Annotated in this window: 16 protein-coding genes; 12 read left to right on the top strand and 4 right to left on the bottom strand. The window is 69.2% G+C overall.

The features are described 5' to 3' along the window. Positions 1–307: 307 nt before the first annotated feature. Both FHR73_RS03070 and FHR73_RS03075 read right to left on the bottom strand, forming a co-directional pair. Positions 308–622 carry an EscU/YscU/HrcU family type III secretion system export apparatus switch protein gene (locus FHR73_RS03070; protein ID WP_183629497.1) on the bottom strand — a complete coding sequence of 105 codons (315 nt, stop codon included), beginning with the start codon at positions 620–622 and terminating at the stop codon, positions 308–310. Further along, the gene (locus FHR73_RS03075) at positions 619–2,193 is read right to left on the bottom strand and encodes a flagellar hook-length control protein FliK (RefSeq protein ID WP_183629499.1); all 1,575 of its coding nucleotides are present in this window, start codon (positions 2,191–2,193) and stop codon (positions 619–621) included. The genes FHR73_RS03070 and FHR73_RS03075 overlap by 4 nt, the downstream gene beginning before the upstream one ends. A 107-nt stretch (positions 2,194–2,300) precedes the next feature. Here FHR73_RS03075 and ccmA point away from each other — a divergent pair, with 107 nt between their 5' ends. The 10 genes from ccmA to FHR73_RS03125 are packed head-to-tail and all read left to right on the top strand — an operon-like array spanning position 2,301 to position 10,012. Continuing rightward, entirely contained in the window at positions 2,301–2,906 is a 606-nt protein-coding gene (gene ccmA / locus FHR73_RS03080; RefSeq protein ID WP_183629501.1) for a cytochrome c biogenesis heme-transporting ATPase CcmA, read from the top strand. After that, a complete protein-coding gene (gene ccmB, locus FHR73_RS03085) occupies positions 2,903–3,574 on the top strand; it encodes a heme exporter protein CcmB (protein ID WP_183629503.1) in 672 nt (223 codons plus the stop codon). Before ccmA ends, ccmB begins: the two co-directional genes overlap by 4 nt. Before the next feature lie 10 nt (positions 3,575–3,584). Next, complete coding sequence (locus tag FHR73_RS03090) at positions 3,585–4,331, top strand: heme ABC transporter permease (protein ID WP_183629505.1); 747 nt, start codon at positions 3,585–3,587, stop codon at positions 4,329–4,331. Then, positions 4,328–4,504: a heme exporter protein CcmD gene (gene ccmD / locus FHR73_RS03095; protein ID WP_183629507.1), complete on the top strand. Its 177-nt coding sequence runs from the start codon at positions 4,328–4,330 to the stop codon at positions 4,502–4,504. Before FHR73_RS03090 ends, ccmD begins: the two co-directional genes overlap by 4 nt. Next, positions 4,501–4,956: a cytochrome c maturation protein CcmE gene (gene ccmE / locus FHR73_RS03100; protein ID WP_183629509.1), complete on the top strand. Its 456-nt coding sequence runs from the start codon at positions 4,501–4,503 to the stop codon at positions 4,954–4,956. The genes ccmD and ccmE overlap by 4 nt, the downstream gene beginning before the upstream one ends. Further along, positions 4,953–6,914 (top strand): heme lyase CcmF/NrfE family subunit, encoded by a 1,962-nt coding sequence (locus FHR73_RS03105; protein WP_183629511.1) that lies wholly within the window; start codon positions 4,953–4,955, stop codon positions 6,912–6,914. Before ccmE ends, FHR73_RS03105 begins: the two co-directional genes overlap by 4 nt. Continuing rightward, positions 6,914–7,447 (top strand): DsbE family thiol:disulfide interchange protein, encoded by a 534-nt coding sequence (locus FHR73_RS03110; protein WP_183629513.1) that lies wholly within the window; start codon positions 6,914–6,916, stop codon positions 7,445–7,447. Before FHR73_RS03105 ends, FHR73_RS03110 begins: the two co-directional genes overlap by 1 nt. Continuing rightward, positions 7,444–7,902 (top strand): cytochrome c-type biogenesis protein, encoded by a 459-nt coding sequence (locus tag FHR73_RS03115; protein WP_183629515.1) that lies wholly within the window; start codon positions 7,444–7,446, stop codon positions 7,900–7,902. Before FHR73_RS03110 ends, FHR73_RS03115 begins: the two co-directional genes overlap by 4 nt. Continuing rightward, positions 7,896–9,080, top strand: coding sequence for a c-type cytochrome biogenesis protein CcmI (gene ccmI, locus FHR73_RS03120; protein WP_183629517.1), 1,185 nt, complete (start codon positions 7,896–7,898; stop codon positions 9,078–9,080). The genes FHR73_RS03115 and ccmI overlap by 7 nt, the downstream gene beginning before the upstream one ends. Before the next feature lie 35 nt (positions 9,081–9,115). Beyond that, entirely contained in the window at positions 9,116–10,012 is an 897-nt protein-coding gene (locus tag FHR73_RS03125) for a hypothetical protein (RefSeq protein WP_260175587.1), read from the top strand. Here the strand turns inward: FHR73_RS03125 and FHR73_RS03130 are convergent. Next, complete coding sequence (locus tag FHR73_RS03130) at positions 9,938–12,040, bottom strand: NAD(P)-binding protein (protein ID WP_183629521.1); 2,103 nt, start codon at positions 12,038–12,040, stop codon at positions 9,938–9,940. The two genes, FHR73_RS03125 and FHR73_RS03130, sit on opposite strands and share 75 nt — an antisense overlap. Before the next feature lie 205 nt (positions 12,041–12,245). Between FHR73_RS03130 and FHR73_RS03135 the strand changes: the two genes are divergently transcribed. Both FHR73_RS03135 and FHR73_RS03140 read left to right on the top strand, forming a co-directional pair. Beyond that, complete coding sequence (locus tag FHR73_RS03135; RefSeq protein ID WP_311628821.1) at positions 12,246–18,815, top strand: response regulator; 6,570 nt, start codon at positions 12,246–12,248, stop codon at positions 18,813–18,815. 6 nt (positions 18,816–18,821) lie between these two features. Continuing rightward, positions 18,822–19,736, top strand: a complete 915-nt coding sequence (locus tag FHR73_RS03140; RefSeq protein WP_183629525.1) for a diguanylate cyclase domain-containing protein — start codon at positions 18,822–18,824, stop codon at positions 19,734–19,736. Between the two features lie 17 nt (positions 19,737–19,753). Here the strand turns inward: FHR73_RS03140 and FHR73_RS03145 are convergent, their stop codons facing one another. Beyond that, positions 19,754–20,779, bottom strand: coding sequence for a diguanylate cyclase (locus FHR73_RS03145; protein WP_183629526.1), 1,026 nt, complete (start codon positions 20,777–20,779; stop codon positions 19,754–19,756). Positions 20,780–20,838 lie beyond the last annotated feature (59 nt).

The raw sequence follows: 20,838 nt of genomic DNA on the forward strand, positions 1-20,838 counted from the left end.
CGTAGCGTGGAAAACCGCGCAGCGTTTTCCACTGGCCTGTTCCGCGGTGGATAAGGTTGCGTCGGGCATTCGCCCTTGAGGTGCCAGGCGAAGGCGATGGTTTATGGCGGGGTCACTGGAGCCCAACGCTGCCGGGGTCTGGGCGGGATTCACCGGGCTTCCGAAGCCTGGCTGTTGGGCTTCGCTACGCTCAACCGCAACCTACGGCATCCGCTCCCACCCTGCGCCAGTTGCGTAGCGTGGAAAACCACGCAGCGTTTTCCACTGGCCTGTTCCGAAGCAGATAGGGCTGCGCCGGTATCCAATCCTACGGCATCCGCTCCCACCCCGAGGACAGATCCGGCTGGTCGGCCAGGTGCGCCGGGCATTTGCCCTTGAGGTGCCAGGCGAAGGCGATGATCTCGGCCAGGGTGCGATAGAGCGCCTCGGGGATCTCCGCGCCCAGTTCCAGGCGCGCCAGGATCCGCACCAGGTCGGCGTTCTCGTAGATGGGCACCTCGTGCTCCCGGGCCGTGGCCAGGATGAGTTCGGCCAGTTCGGCATCGCCCTTGGCGGAGAGGATGGGGGCGCTGCTGCCGTCATAGGACAGCGCGATGGCCTGGCGGGCGGTGGGTGTGCTCATGCGGTGTCGTCGATCCAGCGTTGTTCGAGGGTGGTGCGCGGATGGCGTGCGGGACGGCCCTGGCGACTGCTGAGGTCGCCGACCACGAAGCCGGCCGCCAGCAGGCGCTCGCGCAGATGGGGTAATTCGATATCGATCAGCGTCGCGGTGGCGCCTTTTTCCGCCCAGAATTCGCTCGACAGCCGGCCGCTGGCCAGTTGCGCCCGCACCTGCAGCGGCCCGAGCGGGGCCAGGTCGAAGGCCAGTTCCACCTTCCACAGGCTGTCGCGGGCTTCACCACGGTTATCCGGCGGCGGTCGTTCTTCCTGGAAGCGCACCTGCACCGCACCGAGGCGCTCGCCATCGCGCCAGGGAATCTCGGTCTGCCAGGTGGAGAGGTAGTAGCCATCGGGCAGGACCTGGGTCTGGGCCAGGCTGGCCAGCTGGTGGGTCTGCAGGCGGGCGATAACGCCCGTGGCCAGTTGCAGCAATTCGTCGAGTTCGGCATTGGCGGCACTGAGGCCGCGACCATCGCGTTCGCCCAGGGGAAAGTCCAGGGCGGTGGGCTGGCGACTGGCGGTGGCGGCGTCCCCCAGCGCCCGACGCAGGGCATCGGGCAGATTCTGCTGGGCGGTCTGGATCGCGACCTGGGGATTGCGCAGGGCCTCGCCCGGTACGCTGGCCAGCAGGCGATCCACCAGGCGCAGCAGGTTGGCCTTGAAGTCTTCCTGGAGATCGGGACCGCCGCGATCCAGCAATTGCTGCTCCAGTTGCAGGCCACTGCGCGCCAGGGCGCGAGCCCAGCCCTGGGGCGTGCCCAGGGCCTCGGTGGTTTCCAGATTGGCCAGCAGGGACTTGAGCGCCGCGCCCACCGACGGCGGCAGCTCAGCCTCGGGAACGTCCTCCAGCCATTGCAGCAGGGCATTCATCGACAGCTGGCGCTGCCCCTGGCCCTGCAGCTGGCGATCGATGTCGAGCTGGTCGAGGCGCTGCGCCATGGGCAGTACCGTGACCTCCTGGCTGTCCTTGATCACCACGGTCAGCAGACTGCCCACCGGGACCGGGCGGGGCGATTCCAGCTTGAGCTGGCGACCTTCGAGACTGGAACTCAAGGCCTTGGCGATCACCTCGTAGGTGGGCGTCGCGCCGGGTGGCTGTTGCAGCAGGCTGCTCAGCACCCGCAATTGCAGGGTCGTGCCCACCGGCAGCTGGCGCAGATCCAGTTGCTGCAGCGGCGGCGGTGGTGCGTCGCCCTCCAGGCTCTGCAGCAGCACCGCCAGCTGGGTGGAGCCGAGGGTGCTCACCAGCAGCTGGCTGCCCACCGGCAGGTTGTTGGTCGGACTCTGGGTGGTGAGCAGGACGCTGCCGCCCTCGGCCAGCTGCAGTTGCAGCAGGAACTGGAAGCTCTGGCCGGCCGGACGAGTGGCGAGTACCTCGGCGGTGGCCGTGCTGCCGGGCGGAATCAGGTCGTCGAGGGATTGCAGGGCCTGCAGGATCTGCGCCCCCGCGTCCGACGCCTGCGCCGCCGCGGCCCGGACGGGCAGGGCGGGCGTGACGCCGACGCTGGGTTGGATCGCGGAGATGGAAGTCATCGGGCAGGTCCGGTGGAATCGCCTGTGTATAATGGCGCGCCTTAAAGGGCGTGTGCCGGGTTAACGGCCAGCGCCCGACCGACTTTAGTGCCGTGAGATCCCCTGTCTTGAATCAGCCCCTGCTCGACGCCGTCGCGCTCCGTTGCGAACGGGGCGGTCGCCTGCTGTTCGACGACCTGAGTCTGAGCGTGGCGGCGGGCGAGTCGCTGCAGATCGGCGGCGTCAACGGCAGTGGCAAGACCAGCCTGCTGCGCATCCTGGCGGGACTGCTGCCAGCGGATGCGGGTAGGGTGCGCCGACCGGCCGCGGCCGAACTGCTCTGGCTGGGTCATGCGCCCGGCATCGCCGAGGGGCTGACCGCGGCGGAAAATCTTCACAGCCTGGCCAGTCTGTGGCGCCCGACCAGCCGGGAAGCCTGCCGGGCTGCGCTGGCGGCGGTGGGGCTGGCCGACTGGGCGGACGAGCCCTGCGGGCAGCTGTCGGCCGGCCAGCGCCGCCGCGTTGCCCTGGCCCGGCTGCAGTTGCCCGAACCGCCGCGGCTCTGGCTGCTGGACGAACCCTTCACCGCCCTCGACGCCATCACCTGCACGCAGCTGGAAGAGCGCCTGCGCGCCCATTGCGCCGCAGGCGGCGGCCTGGTGCTGACCAGCCACCGCGAGCTGGAGGTCGTCCCCGAGCGTCATCGGCTGCTCTGGCTGGACGGTGGCCGATGAGCGGCGCCTGGCTGGCCTTCCTCCGGCGCGAAGGGCGCCTGGCCTGTCGCCGTCCGGCGCTGTGGCTCACGCCGCTGGCCTTCCATGCCCTGGTGGTGACCCTCTTTCCCCTGGCCCTGGGCCCCGATAGCCAGCAGCTGGCCGCGCTGGCGCCAGGCCTCCTGTGGATCGCGCTGCTGCTGGCCTTGCTGCTCGGCCAGGAAGCCCTGTTTCGCCGCGACTGGCAGGATGGCTCGCTAGAACTCTGGCTGCTGGCGCCCCAGCCCTTGCCGCTGCTGGTCCTGCTCAAGCTGCTGGTGCACTGGTGCTTCGCCGGCCTCGGCCTGGTGGCCCTGACGCCGGTGCTGGCGCTGATGCTGGGGTTGCCCGCCGCGGCCCTGCCGGCGACCCTGGCGGCCCTGACCCTGGGCAGTCTGGCCCTGACCCTGATCGGCGCCATTGGCGCGGCCCTCACCGTGGGCCTGGCTCGTGGCGGGCTGCTGCTGGCGCTGCTGAACCTGCCGCTGCAGATCCCGGTACTGATCCTCGGCGCCAGCACCCTGGACGCCGCGCGTCTTGGCATGCCGGTGGCGGGGCTGCTGCTCTGGCTGGGTTGCCTGACCCTGCTGGCCCTGACCCTGGCGCCCCTGGCGGTCGCCGCCGGCCTGCGCATCGGCGCGGCCCAATGACGAGGACGACATGAACTGGACCTGGCTGCACCGCCTGGGCTCTCCCGCCATCTTCTATCGCCTGGCCGGTCGCCTGCAGGGGCCCTGCCTGGCGCTGGCCGGACTGCTGCTGGCCGTCGGCCTGGTCTGGGGGCTGTTCCTGGCGCCGCCGGACTACCAGCAGGGCGACAGCTTCCGCATCATCTATGTGCATGTGCCGGCGGCCTTTCTGGCGCAGTCCTGCTATCTGCTGCTGGCGGTCACCGGGGCCATCGGCCTGGTCTGGCGCCTCAAGCTGGCCGACGTGGCCCTGCGCGCGGCCGCGCCGATCGGCGCCTGGATGACGGTGATCGCCCTGGCCACGGGGTCGCTGTGGGGCATTCCCACCTGGGGCACCTGGTGGATCTGGGACGCCCGGCTCACCTCGATGCTGGTGCTGCTGTTTCTCTATCTGGGCGTGATCGCCCTGGGGCAGGCCATCGAGCATCGCGAGAGCGCCGCCCGCGCCTGCGCCATCCTGGCCCTGGTGGGCTCGGTCAATCTGCCGATCATCAAGTATTCGGTGGAGTGGTGGAGCACCCTGCACCAGCCGGCCACCTTCAGCCTGGTGGAGCGTCCACCGATGCCCGCCGCCATGTGGCTGCCGCTGCTGGTCATGGTGCTGGCGTTCTATCTGTTCTTTGCCGGTGTGCTGCTGCAGCGGATGCGCCTGGAGGTGCTCAGGCGCGAGTGGCGCAGCCGCTGGGTACGCCTGGAGCTGGGCGAGGAGGGCGCGTGAGCGGCGTGGAATGGGCGCAGGTTCTCGGCATGGGCCGTCACGGTCTCTATGTCTGGCCGGCCTTTGGCCTGACCCTGGTCATCCTCGGCGGCCTGCTGCTGCACGGCTGGCAGGCGCGACGGCGCCTGGCGCGGGAGTTGCGCCAGCGCTGGCAGCGGGAGCGGCGGCCATGAATCCGGTCCGCCGTCGTCGGCTGCTGTGGATCCTGCTGCTGTTGCTGGGCGTAGGGGGCGCGGCGGCGCTGGCCCTCAGCGCTCTGCAGCAGAACATCAACCTCTTCTATACGCCGAGCCAGATCGCCCGGGGCGAGGCGCCGCCCGCCACCCGCATCCGCGCCGGCGGCATGGTGGAGAAGGGCAGCCTGGTGCGCGCCGCGGATTCCCTGGCGGTGAGCTTCGTCATCACCGACTTCCAGCAGGAGGTGCGGGTGAACTATGCCGGCATCCTGCCGGATCTGTTCCGTGAGGGGCAGGGCGTGGTGGCCCTGGGCCGACTCGACGACCAGGGGCGCCTGGTGGCCGATCAGATCCTCGCCAAGCACGACGAGAAATACATGCCGCCCGAAGTGAGCCAGGCGCTGCGCCAGGCCGGACGGCCGCTGGACGGCGCGAGGCCGGCGCCATGATCCCGGAGCTCGGGCAACTCTGCCTGCTGCTGGCGCTCGCCATGGCCCTGGTGCAGGGCACCCTGCCGCTGCTGGGCGCCTGGCGCGGCCAGGCCGACTGGATGCGCCTGGCGCGCCCGGCCGCCTTCGGCCAGTGGCTGTTCCTGGCGCTGTCCTTCGCCGCCCTGACCTGGGCCTTTCTGCAGGACGACTTCTCGGTGGCCTATGTGGCGGCCAATTCCAACAGTCGCCTGCCCTGGTACTACAGGGTCAGCGCCACCTGGGGCGCCCACGAGGGGTCGCTGCTGCTCTGGGCGCTGATCCTGGCGGGCTGGGGTCTGGCGGTGGCGCGCTGTTCGCGATCCTTGCCCCAGGCGCTGCTGGCGCGGGTGCTGGGCATCCTCGGGCTGGTGGCCACGGGATTCCTGACCTTTCTGGTCGCCACCTCCAATCCCTTCGCGCGCCTGCTGCCGCAATTTCCGCGGGAGGGCAACGACCTCAATCCGCTGCTGCAGGACCCGGGGCTGATCCTGCATCCGCCCATGCTCTACATGGGCTACGTCGGCTTCTCGGTGGCCTTCGCCTTCGCCCTGGCAGCGCTGCTGGAAGGTCGGCTGGACGCGGCCTGGGCGCGCTGGGCACGGCCCTGGACGCTGCTCGCCTGGGCCTTTCTCGGCTGCGGCATCGTGCTCGGCTCCTGGTGGGCCTATTACGAACTGGGCTGGGGCGGCTGGTGGTTCTGGGATCCGGTGGAAAACGCCTCCTTCATGCCCTGGCTGGTGGGCACGGCGCTCCTGCATTCCCTGGCGGTGACCGAGAAGCGCGGCCTGTTCAAGGGCTGGACGGTGCTGCTGGCCATCGCCGCCTTTTCCCTCAGCCTGCTGGGGACCTTTCTGGTGCGCTCGGGGGTGCTGACCTCGGTGCATGCCTTCGCCAGCGATCCCACCCGCGGTGTCTTCATCCTGGCCTTCCTGCTGGTGGTGGTCGGCGGCTCCCTGGCGCTGTTCGCCTGGCGCGCGCCGGCGCTCAGCGGCTCGGCCCCCTTCGGCCTGGCCTCGCGCGAGGCGCTGCTGCTGGTCAACAACCTGATCCTGGTGACCGCCGCCGCCACGGTCCTGCTCGGCACCCTCTATCCCCTGATCATCGACAGCCTGACCGGCGCCAAGCTGTCGGTGGGGCCGCCGTATTTCGACCTGTTGTTCGTGCCGCTGATGGCGCTGCTGATGCTGGCCCTGGGCGTCGGGGTGCTGGTGCGCTGGAAAAGCAGTCCGGGTCGCTGGCTGGTGCGCCTGCTGGCGCCCGTCCTGCTGGCTTGCGCCCTGCTGGCGGGGCTGGCCGGCTGGTGGCTGGACCAGCCCCGGGCGGCGATCCTGGCGGTGCTGGCGCTGGCGGCCTGGATCCTGCTGACCGCGCTGCGCGATGCGCTGGGCAAGGTGGCGACGCTGGGCTGGCGCCGCGGCCTGCGCAGTCAGCCGCGCAGCTACTGGGGCATGCACCTGGCCCACCTGGGGCTGGCGGTGCTGGCCCTGGGCGTGGTGCTGGCCAGCCAGCTGGATGTGCAACGCGATCTGCGCCTGGCGCCGGGCGAGCACGTCGAACTCCAGGGCTATCGCTTCGGCTTCGCCGGCACCCAGCACTACGAGGGGCCCAACTTCACCGCCGAACGCGCCCTGCTGCAGGTCGAGCGCGAGGGGCGGGTGGTGGCCCTGCTGACCCCGGAAAAACGCCGCTATCTGGCCAGTGGCGCGGTGATGACCGAAGCCGCCATCGACGCCGGCCTGACCCGCGATCTCTATGTGGCCCTCGGCGAGCCGCTGGGGCAGGGCGCCTGGGCCGTGCGCCTGCAGATCAAGCCCTTCGTCCGGCTGATCTGGCTGGGTGGCCTGCTCACCGCCCTGGGTGGCCTGCTGGCCCTGGCCGATCCACGCTATCGCCGCCGGCGGTCGTCTTCCCCTGCCTCTGCCGCGGAGTCCCGCTGATGCGCCGTCGCCTGTTGCTCTGCCTGCCGCTGCTGGCCTTTCTGGTGCTGGCCGGCTTGCTCTTTCGCGGACTCTATCGCGATCCCCAGGCCCTGCCGTCGGCGCTGGTCGGCCAACCCTTTCCAGCGTTTTCATTGCCAGGTGTGCAGGATGAGCGACTGTTCACCCGGCAGGATCTGCTCGGCCGCCCGGCGCTGGTCAATGTCTGGGGCACCTGGTGCGTGGCCTGCCGGGAAGAGCATCCGCTGCTCACGCGACTCAAGGCCGCGGGCGTGGTGATCCACGGCATCAACTACAAGGACGACCAGGCCAGCGCCCGCCGCTGGCTGGCGGAATTCCACGACCCCTACCAGCTCGATATCCGTGACGACGAAGGCCGGCTGGGTCTGGACCTGGGTGTCTATGGCGCGCCGGAAACCTTTCTCGTCGATGCCCGCGGCGTGGTGCGTTATCGCCATGTCGGGGTGATCGATCAGCGCGTCTGGGACGAAGAGCTCGGGCCGCGCTACCAGGCCCTGGTGGCGACGCCATGAGGCTGGGCTGGCTGCTGATGCTGCTGATCTGGTCGACCCTGAGCCAGGCGGCCATCGATCCCTATGGCTTTCGCGACGACGCCGAACGCGCGCGCTTCCAGGCGCTGACTCGCGAACTGCGCTGTCCGAAGTGCCAGAACCAGGACCTGGCCGATTCCAATGCGCCCATCGCCGGCGATCTGCGCCGCGAGATCCAGCGCCTGATGGCGACCGGGCAGAGCGATGACGAGATCATCGCCCACCTGGAGCAGCGCTACGGCGAATTCATCCGCTATCGGCCGCCCTTCGAGGGGCGCACCCTGCTGCTCTGGCTGCTGCCCGGTCTGGGTCTGCTGGGTGGCGCCGGATTATTGCTGGTCCTGACGCGGCGGCGCCGCCCGGAGCCTACGCTGAGCGACGCCGAGCGCCAGCGACTGGCCGCGCTGCAGGCGCAGGAGGAGGAGCCAAGATGCTGACCTTCTGGGGGCTGGCAGGGCTGTTGCTGATCCTGGCGGTGCTGATCCTGCTGGTGCCGCTGCTGCGCGGTGGACGTGTCATGGCGGATCAGCGGGCGGTGCTCAATCGCGCGCTCTATCAGGAACGCCTGGCCGAGGCCCGGGCACGGGCCGCACGGGGGGAACTGGACGCCCAGGCGCTGGCGCTGGCCGAAGCCGAGGCCGGCCGCAGCCTGCTCGCCGACAGTCCCGCGGAGGGTTCTTCGCCACTGCGCCACGGCCGGCGCTTGGGTATCGCGGTCGCCCTGGGCGGCCCGGTCCTGGCCCTGGGACTCTATCTGCTGCTTGGCGCCTGGCCGGCGCTGCAGCTGAGTCAGCGCCTCGCCATGGCGCCGGCTTCGCCCCAGGCGCTGCTGGCTGATCTAGAAGCAGCGACGCGGCTGCAACCCCAGGCGACCGACAACTGGTATCTGCTGGCACGGGCCTATGCCGGCCTGGGTCGCTACAGGGATGCCGCGGCCGCCTTCGAGCAGGTCATCCAGCGCGATGGCCGGCGCGCGGAGGTCCTCGGGCAACTGGCCCAGGCCCGTTTCTTCGCCGCCGGGCGCCAGCTGGATGCCCGCACCCAGGCCCTGGCCGACGAAGCCCTGGCCGCCAATCCCGGCGAGCCCACCACCCTGGGCCTGCTGGGCATGGCCGCCTACGAACGCGGGGCCTACGCCAAGGCGGCAGGCTACTGGCAGCGCCTGGTCGCCGTGCTGCCGCCGACGGATCCCCTGCGCGGCACCCTCGCCCAGGGCGTCGCCCGGTCGGAGGCGGCGGCGCGGGCCGCCGGTCAGGCGCTGACCACGCCGGGGCTGGACGTAGAGGTCAGTCTGGCGCCCGTGGTGGCGCAGCGGGTGCGGCCCGAGGACAGTGTCTTCGTGCTGGCGCTGGCGGTGGATCAGCCCGGCCCGCCGCTCGCGGTACGGCGGTTGCGGGTGGCCGATTTGCCCCGCCGGGTGCGGCTGGATGACCGCGACGCCATGCTGGCCCAGCGCAAGCTGTCCGATCATCGACGGATCCGAGCGGTCGTGGTGATCGCCCGGGGCGGCGATCCGCTCAAGGGGGACTGGCGACACGAGGGACCGCCACTGGAGCGCTCTTCTAGTGCGTTCAGCCTATTGCGCGTGGAAGCCGCTGATGCCATTGCGCCATGATCGTGCGGGATTTCGACACTCAAGGCAGGGAAGGCATGTACACCTATGAAGACGCCGTCGCGGCGACCACCGAGCTCTGTCGCCAGATCGAGAACGTCCCGGCCCGGCGGCGGGCGGTCCGCGAAGACTTCTACAAGAGCTTTGGCGATGCCGACAACGACGGCCTGAGCTATGGCGACTCGGAGCTGGCCTTTCTCGACTGGGAAATCCAGGCCGGTGTCCTGGATCCCGTGACCGGCAGCGCCTGGTGGCGCAACGTCAATCTGCACTTCATCTATCTGGCCGAGCTGGCCGGCTGCCTGGCGCAGCATGGGCTGCCCGGTGACCAGGCGCCCTATCCGACGCGCTGCTGGCTGACCTTCATCGCCGATCCCACCCCGCGTCATTGGTATCGGGCGCACAACGCCTCCATCCTGGCCGGTTTCGCCCTGCACCAGGCGGATGCGCGCGCCGAGAACGCGGTGGGTCGGCTGTTTCTCAACATCACCCTCTACCGACTGATGTTCGCCCAGGCGTTGGTGGAAGAGGCGACGCTGTTCGCCGAGCTGGGTGCGCTGCTGGCCGATCCGCGCGGCTTCTCGGTCAAGTTGCTGGTCAGCCTGGCCGACTTCTATCCGCCGCACTATCCCCTCACCGACGCGGATCGCGAGGTGATCGAGGGTCACGGCCTGGGTATCGAGGAACTGGGCGTGCGCCTCATGGACGGCTGGATTCGGCTGGAATTGCCTCGCCTCTACAGCGAGGCCGCGGTCTGGAACCAGGCGCCCGAGCTGCTGGATTACCTGGACGGCAGCGAGCCTTGCTATCCGCCTGCCGAGGGCCGCAGCGCCGAGCGCGCAGCGGCCCAGGCGGTGGCGCTACTGGAAGGCGTCCTCGCCGGGCAGGACCTCGTCGTGGCCGAGCAGGGCACGCGCGGTCTGCAGGCCGGATAGGGTCGCCGACTCCACGCAGCCCATGTTGAAGCCGTTGTCGATCCAGTCGCCGGTCAGGTAGAGGTTGCGGCAGACGCTGCCGTCGGTGGCCAGGCGATAACGGCTGCTGCCGGCCACGCTCTGTACATAGCGCTCGCTGGGATCGACGTTGGCGCGCCAGTACTGATGGTCGAAGCGCGCCGGGCCCTGCACCTCGGCGGGTGCCAGCAGGAAGTCCCAGCGATAGCCCGTCGCGGTCACGGCCTGGGGCCAGTAGGCGCCCAGTCTGGCGTTCATGAGGTCGAGGAAGGCCTGCTTCACCTTGGCGGCCTCTTGCTGCGGATAGTCATCCTTTTTGCCGATGGGCGGGGCGGCCGCGGCGGCGAGAACGCCACAGAAATAGCTGATGTCCGCCGGCGGCGTGCCGCTCGACCAGTCTTCGCGGTCCACCAGGTAGCTGACGTCGGCCCAGGAGTCCATCGCCTGGGCGGCGAAGCCCAGCAGTTCGGGAGCCTGGCCACCCTCGGGCGAGCCGCTCCAGCCCAGTTGCCAGGCGTCGCGGTTCTGCCAGAGCTGTACCGCCTGGGTGGCGACGGTGGCCACCTGGCGGGTCATGCGCGCGAACGCCGGGTCCAGGGCGCACAGGCTGGGGGCGAGGTCGGCCAGGCCGGCCACGGAGATCCCCAGCACCACCTCGTCGAAGTCGCGATCGACCTGCAGCTCCAGCTGCTCGACACCCTGCCAGCCGCTCCAGTTGGATTCCAGGTTGATCTGGCCCTCCTGCAGGTCCCGGGCGACCTGGTCGTCGAGCTGGTCGTACAGCGGCGCCGAAGGCCAGCAGGGCAGGCCCTTGACGTCCACCAGCGGTTGGTAGGCGGCGCCCTTGAGCGTGACCTGGCGCTGGATCTGCAGGCGTGTCACCCGCGGCCCCTGACCGTCGTCGGCGGCTTCGATGGCGGTGACCTGGTGGAAGAAGCGGAAGTCCACCCCGCGGCGGGCGAGCACCTCGTAGTAGGGCGCGAAGACCACATCGCCCATGCCGGCCTGCATGCGCCAGATGAAGGAACCCTTGGCCGTGGTCAGCGCCAGCAGGGCGGCGCGCAACACGGTGCCCGCCTCGACGTCGGGCTGGGCGAGGTCGCCGTCGCGATAGGCGAAGATGCCGCCATGCAGCGACTTGAGCACCGCGCCCTCCAGGGTCGCGGCGCTGGCGCCGTGACGGTTCAGCCAGGCCTGGAAGGTTTCCCCATTGAGCACCGCGAAGCCCTTGGCATAGACCTCGTCGGCGAGCATGCCGATCAGCACGGTCAGGCCGAAATCCATCAGCAGCCACAGCCGATGGGCCTTGACGTGGGTCTGGCTGCGGTCGTGCAGGATGTCGCCGAGCAGGCCGCGGAGACTGCTCAGCAACGCCAGCAGCACGGGATGGTCGACGCCGTCGGGCAGCGCCGTGCGGGCCTGCTGCAGCTGGTGCTCCGCCTCTTTGAGGGCCAGCTCCTGCAATTCTTCCCGGCAGTGCGCACGCAGCCGGGCGAACAGGCCACTCGGCGCGGCAGCCGGGGTGTCGTCCACCTCGCCCAGTCGCAGCAACCACTCCAGCAGGTCGCCGAGGGCGGCCATGAAGGGCTTGGGATTCCAGCCTTCGCCGGGCTTGCCGGGCAGCGCCAGGGTATCGATGGGCCAGGTGCTCCACTGATTCTGGAAGTCGTCGGCGAAGGCGGTGTGGGAATGCGGGAAGAAGGCCTCGTCGAGGGTCGCCAGGGGCGCGCCAGCAGGCCGGTCCAGTTCCTCGTAGCACTGCCTCAGGCTGTGGAAGGCGTTGTAGTAGAAGCCGAACCAGACATGGATGCCATGTTCTTCGATGCGCTGGTGGTCAGTCGCATTGCGCCCGCTGGCGCCCTTGCCGCCGAGACGCCAGCCCTGCTGGTACAGGGTGATCTGATAACGGTCCTGCCAGTTGGGCTCATTAGTAATACGAAAGGCGGTGGTGACGGCGGAAACGCCGCCGCCCAAGATGGCGATCTTGCGGACCGAAGGTACAGCGTCCATGCGTATTGCTCCGAAGTGTGCAAATTGTTGCACCAGTGGACGAATGCCATGTGATGGCTAGGGTAATATCACTTTATCGAAAAGTTCCCTTGAGACTTTAGCAAGGCAACGGAAATAGTTGAGGCGCTGGCCCGGTATCCCCGGTCGGCCGAGGATCGAGGCGAACGCGGTGTTGAGGATTCCAGGCTACAGCTGCAAGACGCAGGTGAGCGAAAGCCGCCATGCCCTGATCTACCGCGGCACGCGCCTGGCCGATGGTCAGCCGGTGATCCTCAAGCAACTGGCTACCGACTATCCGACGCCCCAGGCCCAGGCCGGGCTGCGCCACGAATTCGAACTGACCCGCCGCGCCAGTGCCAGCGGGGCGGTGAGCGCCGCTCTGGAACTGCTGGAATACCAGGGCCGCCAGGTGCTGGTGCTCGAAGACATCGGCGGTAGCGACCTGGCCGCGTTGCTCGCCACCGGACCCCTGGCGCTGGACGACTTCTTCGACTGGGCGCTGGCCATCGTCCGCGCCCTGGCGCGGCTGCACCGGCTGCGCATCGCCCACAACGACCTCAATCCGCGCAACATCGTCTGCAACTGCACCACGGGCAGCCTGCGGCTGACCGATCTGGGCATCGCCACCGTCTTTGGCGCCGTCCAGGGCAGCGACAGCCGTCTGGAGGGCTCGCTGACCTATCTGGCCCCGGAGCAGAGCGGGCGGACCGGGCGGCACCAGGACTATCGCAGCGACTTCTATGCCCTGGGCGTGACCTTCTACGAGATGCTCGCGGGCGAGCCACCGTTCCGCGCCCAGGACCCGCTCGAGCTGGTGCATGCGCACCTGGCGATGCGCGCGCCCTCGCTGGTCGAGCGCGTGCCGATGGTACCGCCGATGCTGGCGGCGCTGGTGGACAAGCTCATGGCCAAGGCCGCCGAGGAACGCTACCAGGGCTGCTTCGGCATCCTGCGCGACCTGCAGCGCTGCCAGGCGGCCCATCAGGCCGGTGAGCGGACGCCCTTCGCCCTGGGCGAGCAGGATCCGCCGGCACGCCTGATGCCGGTACGCACCCTGCAGGGCCGCGGCGCGCCCCTGCGCCTGTTGGAAGAGGCGCTGGCCCGGGCGACCCTGGGTCGGATCGAAGCCGTCTTCGTCAGTGGCAGTTCCGGGGTGGGCAAGTCGGCGCTGGTGCAAGCCTTCGTCCGCCGCCAGGGCGAGCGGGTGCTGCTCGCCCACGGCAAGTTCGAGACCCTTGGCAGCGGCGTGCCCTATGGCGCCCTGCGCCAGGCCGTGCGCGAGCTGGTCGAGGTCGGCCAGAGCCTGGGCGAGGCCTTTGCCCACCGCCTAGTCGAGGCCCTAGGCGGCAACGCCGGGGTGCTGACCGAGGTCTCGCCTGAGCTGGCCACCTGGCTCGGACCCCAGGCGCCGGTGGCCGAACTGCCGCCGCTACAGGCCGAACAACGCTTCGACGAAGCCGTGATCGCGCTGCTGCTGGCCTTCGCCGCGGACACCCGTCCGCTGCTGCTGTGGCTGGACGATCTGCAGTGGGCCGACAGCGCGTCGCTGCGCCTGATCGAGCGCCTGCTGGCGCGGACCGACCAGGGGCCTTTGCTGCTGGTGGCGACCCATCGTGAAGAACAGCTGGCCGGCAGTGCCCTGGAACGCCTGCTCGGCGCGGCGCTGATCCGCACCCTGTCGCTGGGTCCGCTGTCGCGGGTGGAGATCGAGCGCCTGATCGCCGAACTGCTGCCGGCACCGGCGGCGGAGCAGGCGGCCCTGGCCGGGCTCTGCCTGGACAAGACCCTCGGCAATCCCTTCTTCATCGAGCAGTTGCTGCGCAGTCTGCAGCAGGAAGGCCTGCTGGAGTTCGACGGCGAGCAGGGTCAGTGGCACTGGGAGCTGGCGCGGCTGCAGGCCCTGGACGTCTACGACAATGTCGTCGACTTCATGGTCGGCAAGCTCAAGGAGCTGCCGGCCAGCACCTCGCAACTGCTGCAGTGGGCAGCCTGTCTGGGCACCCATTTCTCCAGCGATCGGCTTGCCGCGCTGATGGCGGAATCGCCTGCGGACATCCGCCGCCGCTGCCAGTCGCTGGTGCAGGAGGGCCTGCTCACCGAGCCCGAAGGCGGCCCGGCGGGGGAGCAGACGCCCACGCACTACAGTTTCCTGCACGATCAGGTGCGCCATGCCGCTCATTCGCTGCTGGCGCCCGCCGAGCGCGAGCGGGTCCATCTGCGCGCCGGTCAGCTGTATCTCGCCGAAGGCAGCGCCACGCGGCTGGACGCGGTCAATCACCTCAACCTGGCGCTGGCGCTGATTGAGACGCCCGCCGAGCGCCTGCAGCTGCTGGAACTCAATCTGGACGCCGCGCGCAAGGCGCGCCAGGCCAACGCCTATCCCGCCGCCCAGGATTTCCTGCGCACGGCGGTCGCGCTGATCGACGACGCGGCCTGGGAGAGTCGCCATGCGCTGCTGTTCCAGCTGCACCGGGAATGGGCCGAGGTGGCGCACCTCTGTGGCGATGCCAACGAAGCCCTGCGCATCTGCGAAGTGCTGCTGCCACGGGCGCGCACCACCTTCGAGGAAGCCGGGGTGCGCGCCTTGCAGATTGACCTCTACAGCGGACTCGGGCGCTTCACCGAAGCCCTGGTGGTGGCCAAGGCCGGCCTCCAGGCGCTGGACGAACCCTGGCCGGAGGCGCCGGACGACATCAACCAGGCCATCGGCGCCGACAGCGCCGAGGTCGAGGCCTGGCTCGCCGAGCGCCATCCGGCGGCCCTGCTCGATTTGCCACGCATGGAAGATCCGCGTGCGCAGTTGCTGATCCGCCTGCTGGGCCTGCTCTGGGGGCCGGCGATCAACGTCGACCTGCCGATGAGCCTGCTGGCGGTCATGCGCATCGTCAAGCTGTCGATCCAGTACGGCAACGGCGATCTCTCGCCCTTCGGCTATGCCAACTACGGCTCGCTGCTGTCGGCCTTCCACGGTCGCTACGAACTGGGTTACCAGGTCGGGCGCCTGGCGGTCGACCTGGTCGACCGCACCGGCAATCTGCCGCTCAAGTGCAAGGTCTATACGATGTTCGCGGTGACCAACAGTCCCTGGTCGAGCCCCATCGCGGACAACGTCGCCCTGTTGCGCGAGGCCCTGGCCGCCGGCCAGCGCACCGGCGAGATCATCTTCACCGCCTACAGCGCCTTCCACATCCTCAAGCACCTGCAGCACGCCGGGGCGCCGCTGGACGACATCCTCGGCGAAACCGCGGAGATCGAGCGGATCCTGCTGGGCATCGGCGATCCCAACACCCTGGAGATCTTCACCATCCTGCGCCAGTCGCTGCGTCTGCTGCAGGGACTCACGCCGGGCCAGGAGACCTGGGACGAAGAAGGCCAGGACGAAGCGGCGCTGGTGCGGCAGATGCAGGACAGCGGCCATGTGCTCTGTCTGAACTACTACGACTTCAACAAGATGCAGGCGGCGCTGCTGTTCCGCCGGCTGCCCCAGGCGCGGCACCACGCCGAAGCCATGGAAGCCTCGCTGGCGGCGAGTTTCGGCTGGTTCAGCATCGCCGAGCACGCCTTCTACCAGGCGCTGATCCTGCTGGCCGAGGGCGACCTGGCCGGGGAGGCGCTGGCCAAGGTCGAGGTCGCCCAGGAACGGCTGAGCGGCTGGGCTGCGCACTGCCCGGAAAACTTCGCCCACAAGCGCGACCTGGTGGCGGCCGAACGGGCCCGCCGCGAGGGCCGGGTCGAGGCCGCCATGGATCTCTACGAACAGGCCCTGGAATCCGCGCGCCTGCACGGCTTCCGCCAGGGCGCGGCACTGGCCGAGGAACTCTATGGGCGCTTCTGGCTGGAACAGCAGCGCCCGCGGATCGCCCGGACCTATCTGCAGGATGCCCAGCGCAGCTATCTGCACTGGGGCGCCGCGGCCAAGGCCCAGGCGCTGGAGAACGAATTCCCGCAATGGCTGCGCGCCGCCGAGGCCAACGCCCTGACCGTGCAGCGGACCCATAGCCAGTCCACCAGCGAGATGATGCGGCTGGACTGGCTGTCGGTGCTCAAGTCGCTGCAGACCATCTCCAACGAACTGGCGTTGGATCAGCTGCTGGCGCGGATGATGCGCATCATCCTGGAGGAGGGCGGCGCCCAGCATGGCCTGCTGCTGTTGCCCGAGGGCGGTCGCTGGCTGGTGCAGGCCTCGATCTGCAGCGGCTCGGGCGAGCCCAAGGTGCTCCAGGGTCTGCCGCTGGCGCTGAACGAACAGGACTCCGGCGAGGGGCTGGTGCCCCTGACCCTGGTGTCCCACGTGATCCGTCATCGCGAACCGGTGATCCTCGACGACGCCGCCCGCGCCGGCCGCTTCGTCCGCGACGCCTACATGCGCGCGCGGCGCCCGCGTTCGGTCTGTTGCCTGCCGGTGCTGCGCCAGGGGCGCCTGATCGGCATCCTCTATCTGGAAAACAACCTGCTGGCCCAGGCCTTCACCCCGGGCCGACTGCAGGTGCTGGGCATCCTGGCCACCCAGGCGGCGATCTCCCTGGAGCACGCGCAGATCTACGAAACCCTGGAGCAGCGCGTCGGCGAACGCACCCTCGAACTGGACCAGGCGCGCATCCGGGCCGAGGAAGCGGCAGCGGCCAAGTCGCTGTTCCTGGCGACCATGAGCCACGAGATTCGCACCCCGCTCAATGCGGTGATCGGCCTCAGCCGCCTGACCCTGGGCACCCGGCTGTCCGGCGAACAGCGCGGCCACGTCGGCAAGATCCTCGATTCCGGCGAGACCCTGCTGGGGGTGATCAACGACGTCCTCGACTATTCGCGCAACGAAGCCGGTGGTACCCAGCTCGAACAACTGGGCTTCAACCTGGCCAAGGTGCTCGAACGTACCCTCAACCTCTGCGCCATCAAGGCCCACGAAAAGGGCGTCGAACTGGTGCTGGATTGCGGTCCGGACATTCCCCTGGCGTTGGAAGGCGATCCGTTGCGTCTGCAGCAGGTGCTGGTCAATCTGCTGAGCAATGCGATCAAGTTCACCGAGCGGGGCCATGTGCTGATCCGCGTCGGCGCCGTCTGCGAAGAGGGCCGTGCCCACTTCAGCCTGGCGGTGGAAGACACCGGCATCGGCCTAACCGAGGCGCAGCAGGCGCAACTCTTCCAGCCCTTCACCCAGGCGGATGGGTCCATCAGCCGCCGCTACGGCGGTACCGGCCTGGGCCTGGCGATCTCCCGCCAGCTTACCGAACTCATGGGCGGCACCCTCGAGGTCCATAGCGAAGCCGGGCGCGGCTCCTGCTTTACCCTGCGCCTGACCCTGCCGGTGGTGGGCGAGCCCGAGCGGCTGCCCAGCCAGACGCCGCGGCAGGTCCTGCTGGTGGACGACCACGGCCTGGCCCGGCGCATCCTGGGGCAACGCCTGCGCGAACTGGGCATGCAGGTGGTGGAAGCGGAGTCCACCGAACAGGCCCTGGCGGCCATGGCCACGTCGGTCTTCGAACTGGCCATCGTCGACTGGCGCCTGGGCGCCGAGGACGGCCTGGCGCTGGCGCGCCAGTTGCGCTTCCGTCAGCCGGAGCTGGCGCTGACCCTGCTGGCCTCGCCCTACGAGGCGGAAGAGGTGCGCAGCCTGGGCGAGGATCTGCCGGGCCTGGAACTCCTCGACAAACCGGTCACCGGCCCCGCCGTGCAGCGCCTGCTCGCCGGCCTGGGCCTGGCACCGGTCGTTGCGCCGACGGTGGGCCAGAGCGTGGTGGATCTGCAGGGCATTCGCCTGCTGCTGGTGGACGACAATGCCATCAACCGCCAGGTGGTCATCGGCTTCCTGCAGGGCAGCGGCATCCTGATCGACGTGGCCGAAGACGGCCAGGCGGCGTTGGACCAGCTGGAGCGACAGCGCTACGACCTGGTGCTGATGGACGTCCATATGCCACGCCTGGACGGCCTGTCGGCCACCCGCGAATTGCGTACCCGCCCGGCGCTGGCCGCGCTGCCGGTCATCGCCATGACCGCCAACGGCCTGCCGGGCGATCGCGAGCGGTGCCTGGATGCGGGCATGAACGATCACCTGGTCAAGCCGCTCGATCCCGCCGAGCTGTTCCGCATCATCGCCGCCTGGGCCAATCTGGAGCAGCTGCAGCGCGCCGAGCGCAAGGCGGTGGACGAGGTCGTCGACGTCAAGGAAGTCGGCGTGCTGGCGCGGGCGCGTGCCAGTGCGGTGCTCGAACCCGAGTCGGCACTGCGCCTGCTGCGCGGCAGCGCCGAACTCTATGAACAGCTGATGCGTGATTTCCGCGTGCAACAGGCCGAACTGCCCGGGCGGATCTCCGCCTGGCGTGCGGCCGACGATGTCACCGCGCTGTTCGAATGCGCCCACGGCCTGCAGGCCACCGCCGCCTATGTCGGCGCCATCGCCCTGCAGGAAGCGGCGCAACGCCTGACCACCCGGATCCGGCTGGCCCAGCCCATCGGCGAGGACGTGCGTCGTCTGCATGCCGAGGCCGAGCGCTGCCTGGCGTCTCTCGACGAGATCCTGGTCGAGGTCGCCGGCGGCGAGGAGGCCTCCGTCGAGGAACTCGAAGCCCTGCTCGAACGCCTGGTCGGGCTCCTGCAAACGTCGGATTTCGCCGCCGAGGAGGTGCTCGACACCCTGTTGCGCGCCTGCGTCAGCACGCCCCACAGCGCCGATGTGGTACGCATCCGCGAGTGGGTGAACGATGTCGAGTTCGAACATGCCGCCGATGCCACCGCGGATCTGCTGCGGCGGGTACGGCACGCCGGCAAGCGGTCGGGATAGTTGCCGATGGAGGGGCGTCGTCCCGACCTGCCGTTGATCCTCATCGTCGACGATCAGAAGAGCAATCTGCGCGTCCTCGGCGATCTGCTGCGCAACGAGGCGCGCATCATGCTGGCCAAGAGCGGGGTCCAGGCGCTGACCAAGGCCGCCCGCGAACACCCGGATCTGATCCTGCTGGACGTGGTGATGCCCGGCATCGACGGCCTGCAGCTGATCCAGCTGTTCAAGCGCCGCGCCGAGACCAGCGCCATCCCGGTGATCTTCATTACCGCGGCCAACGACCTGCACCGCGAGGTGGAGTGCTTCGAGCTGGGCGCCAGCGACTTCATCCAGAAGCCCTTCAATCCGCTGGCCGTGCTGGCGCGGGTGCGGCTGCACCTGCAGCTGGCCCGTCAGCGGCGGCTACTCGAAGAACTGGCGCACATGGATCCGCTGACCGCGGTGGGCAATCGCCGCCGCTTCGACGAGCAGCTGACGATCGAGTGGCAGCTGGCGGTCAGCCGGCGGGGCTCGCTGGCCATCGCCATGCTCGATATCGACTACTTCAAGCAGTACAACGATACCCACGGTCATGGCGCCGGGGATCAGGCGCTGGCGCGGGTCGCCCAGGTGCTGGAGCAGCGCATCCGCGAGCGGGATTGCCTGGCGCGCTATGGCGGCGAGGAATTCGTGCTCCTGCTACCGGGCGCCTCTCGCACGGCCGCGGAAGCGGTACTGGAGCGCTGCCGGCAGGGCATCGCCGAATTGCGCATCGCTCATCCGCTGGCGGAGGACCGACTCTGGCTGACCATGAGCATGGGCCTGGCCTGCTGCAATCCGACCCCCGAACAGACCCCGGACGGGCTGCTCAAGGCCGCCGACAACCTGCTCTACCAGGCCAAGGCCGAAGGGCGTAATCGCCTGGTCAGTCGCAGCTTCTAGACGGTTGTCGCAGCGCCCTAGGGCGCGAGGTCCTTGCCACCCTTGACCAGATGCACCCGGTTGCGGCCCTCGGCCTTGGCCTGGTACAGCGCCTGGTCGGTGCGTTCGATGAAGGCTTCGTGATCGTCGCCGCTCTGCGGCTGGATGCTGCCGACGCCGATGGAGATGGTGACGAAGCCGAGGTCGCTGCCGGAGTGCGCCACCTGCAGCCGCTCCACGCCGGCCCGGCAGGCTTCGGCGACCTTGAGCGCGCCCTCGGCGTCGGTCTCCGGCAGCACCATGGCGAATTCCTCGCCGCCGTAGCGGGCCACCAGGTCGGCCGGGCGCTTGAGTTGCTCGGTGAGCACCGCCGCCACCTTCTTCAGGCAGAGATCGCCACTGAGGTGGCCATAGGTGTCGTTGTAGCGCTTGAAGTGGTCGACGTCGCACAGCAGCAGGGCCAGCGGCTGGCGATTGCGCCGGGCGCGCAGCCATTCGCCTTCGTAGGTCTGGTCGAAATGACGACGGTTGTTGATGCCGGTGAGGCTGTCGATGGCCACCAGCTTCTGCAGCTGGATATTGGCCTCGGCGAGCTGGCGCTGGCTTTCGCGCAGGAAGCGAAAGGCCTCGTCGCGCTGGGCGCGCAGCACATGGGCTTCGGAGTGGTAGCGCACCCGCGCCAACAGTTCCAGCTTGTCGGGCAGCTTGACCAGATAGTCGTTGGCCCCGGTCGCGAAGCTCTGCGCTTTGACCTGGGGATCCTCCTTGGAAGAGAGCACCACGATGGGCACGTCGCGCAGCGTCGGTTCGGCGCGGAAACGCCTGACCGTTTCCAGGCCGTCGATCTCGGGCATGATCAGGTCCTGCAAGACCACCGTGGGCTTGAGTTGCAGGGCCATGTTGACCGCCTGGTGAGCGTCCAGGCAGTAATGCAGCTCGATGTCGGGCTGATCGGCGATCATCCGTCGCAAGGCTTCGATGATGATCAGCTGATCGTCCACCAGCAGCAGGCGCACCTTGGGTGCGGTCAGGCTGTCCAGGGTATTACCCTCGTGCGTGGCCATTACTGCGAGTCCTTGTGCGGGCGGGGTCGGACGTCCCGCATCTCTTCTTGGCCAATCCC

It is taken from the genome of Pseudomonas sp. AS2.8, from assembly GCF_014190935.1.
GTDB lineage: Bacteria > Pseudomonadota > Gammaproteobacteria > Pseudomonadales > Pseudomonadaceae > Chryseomonas.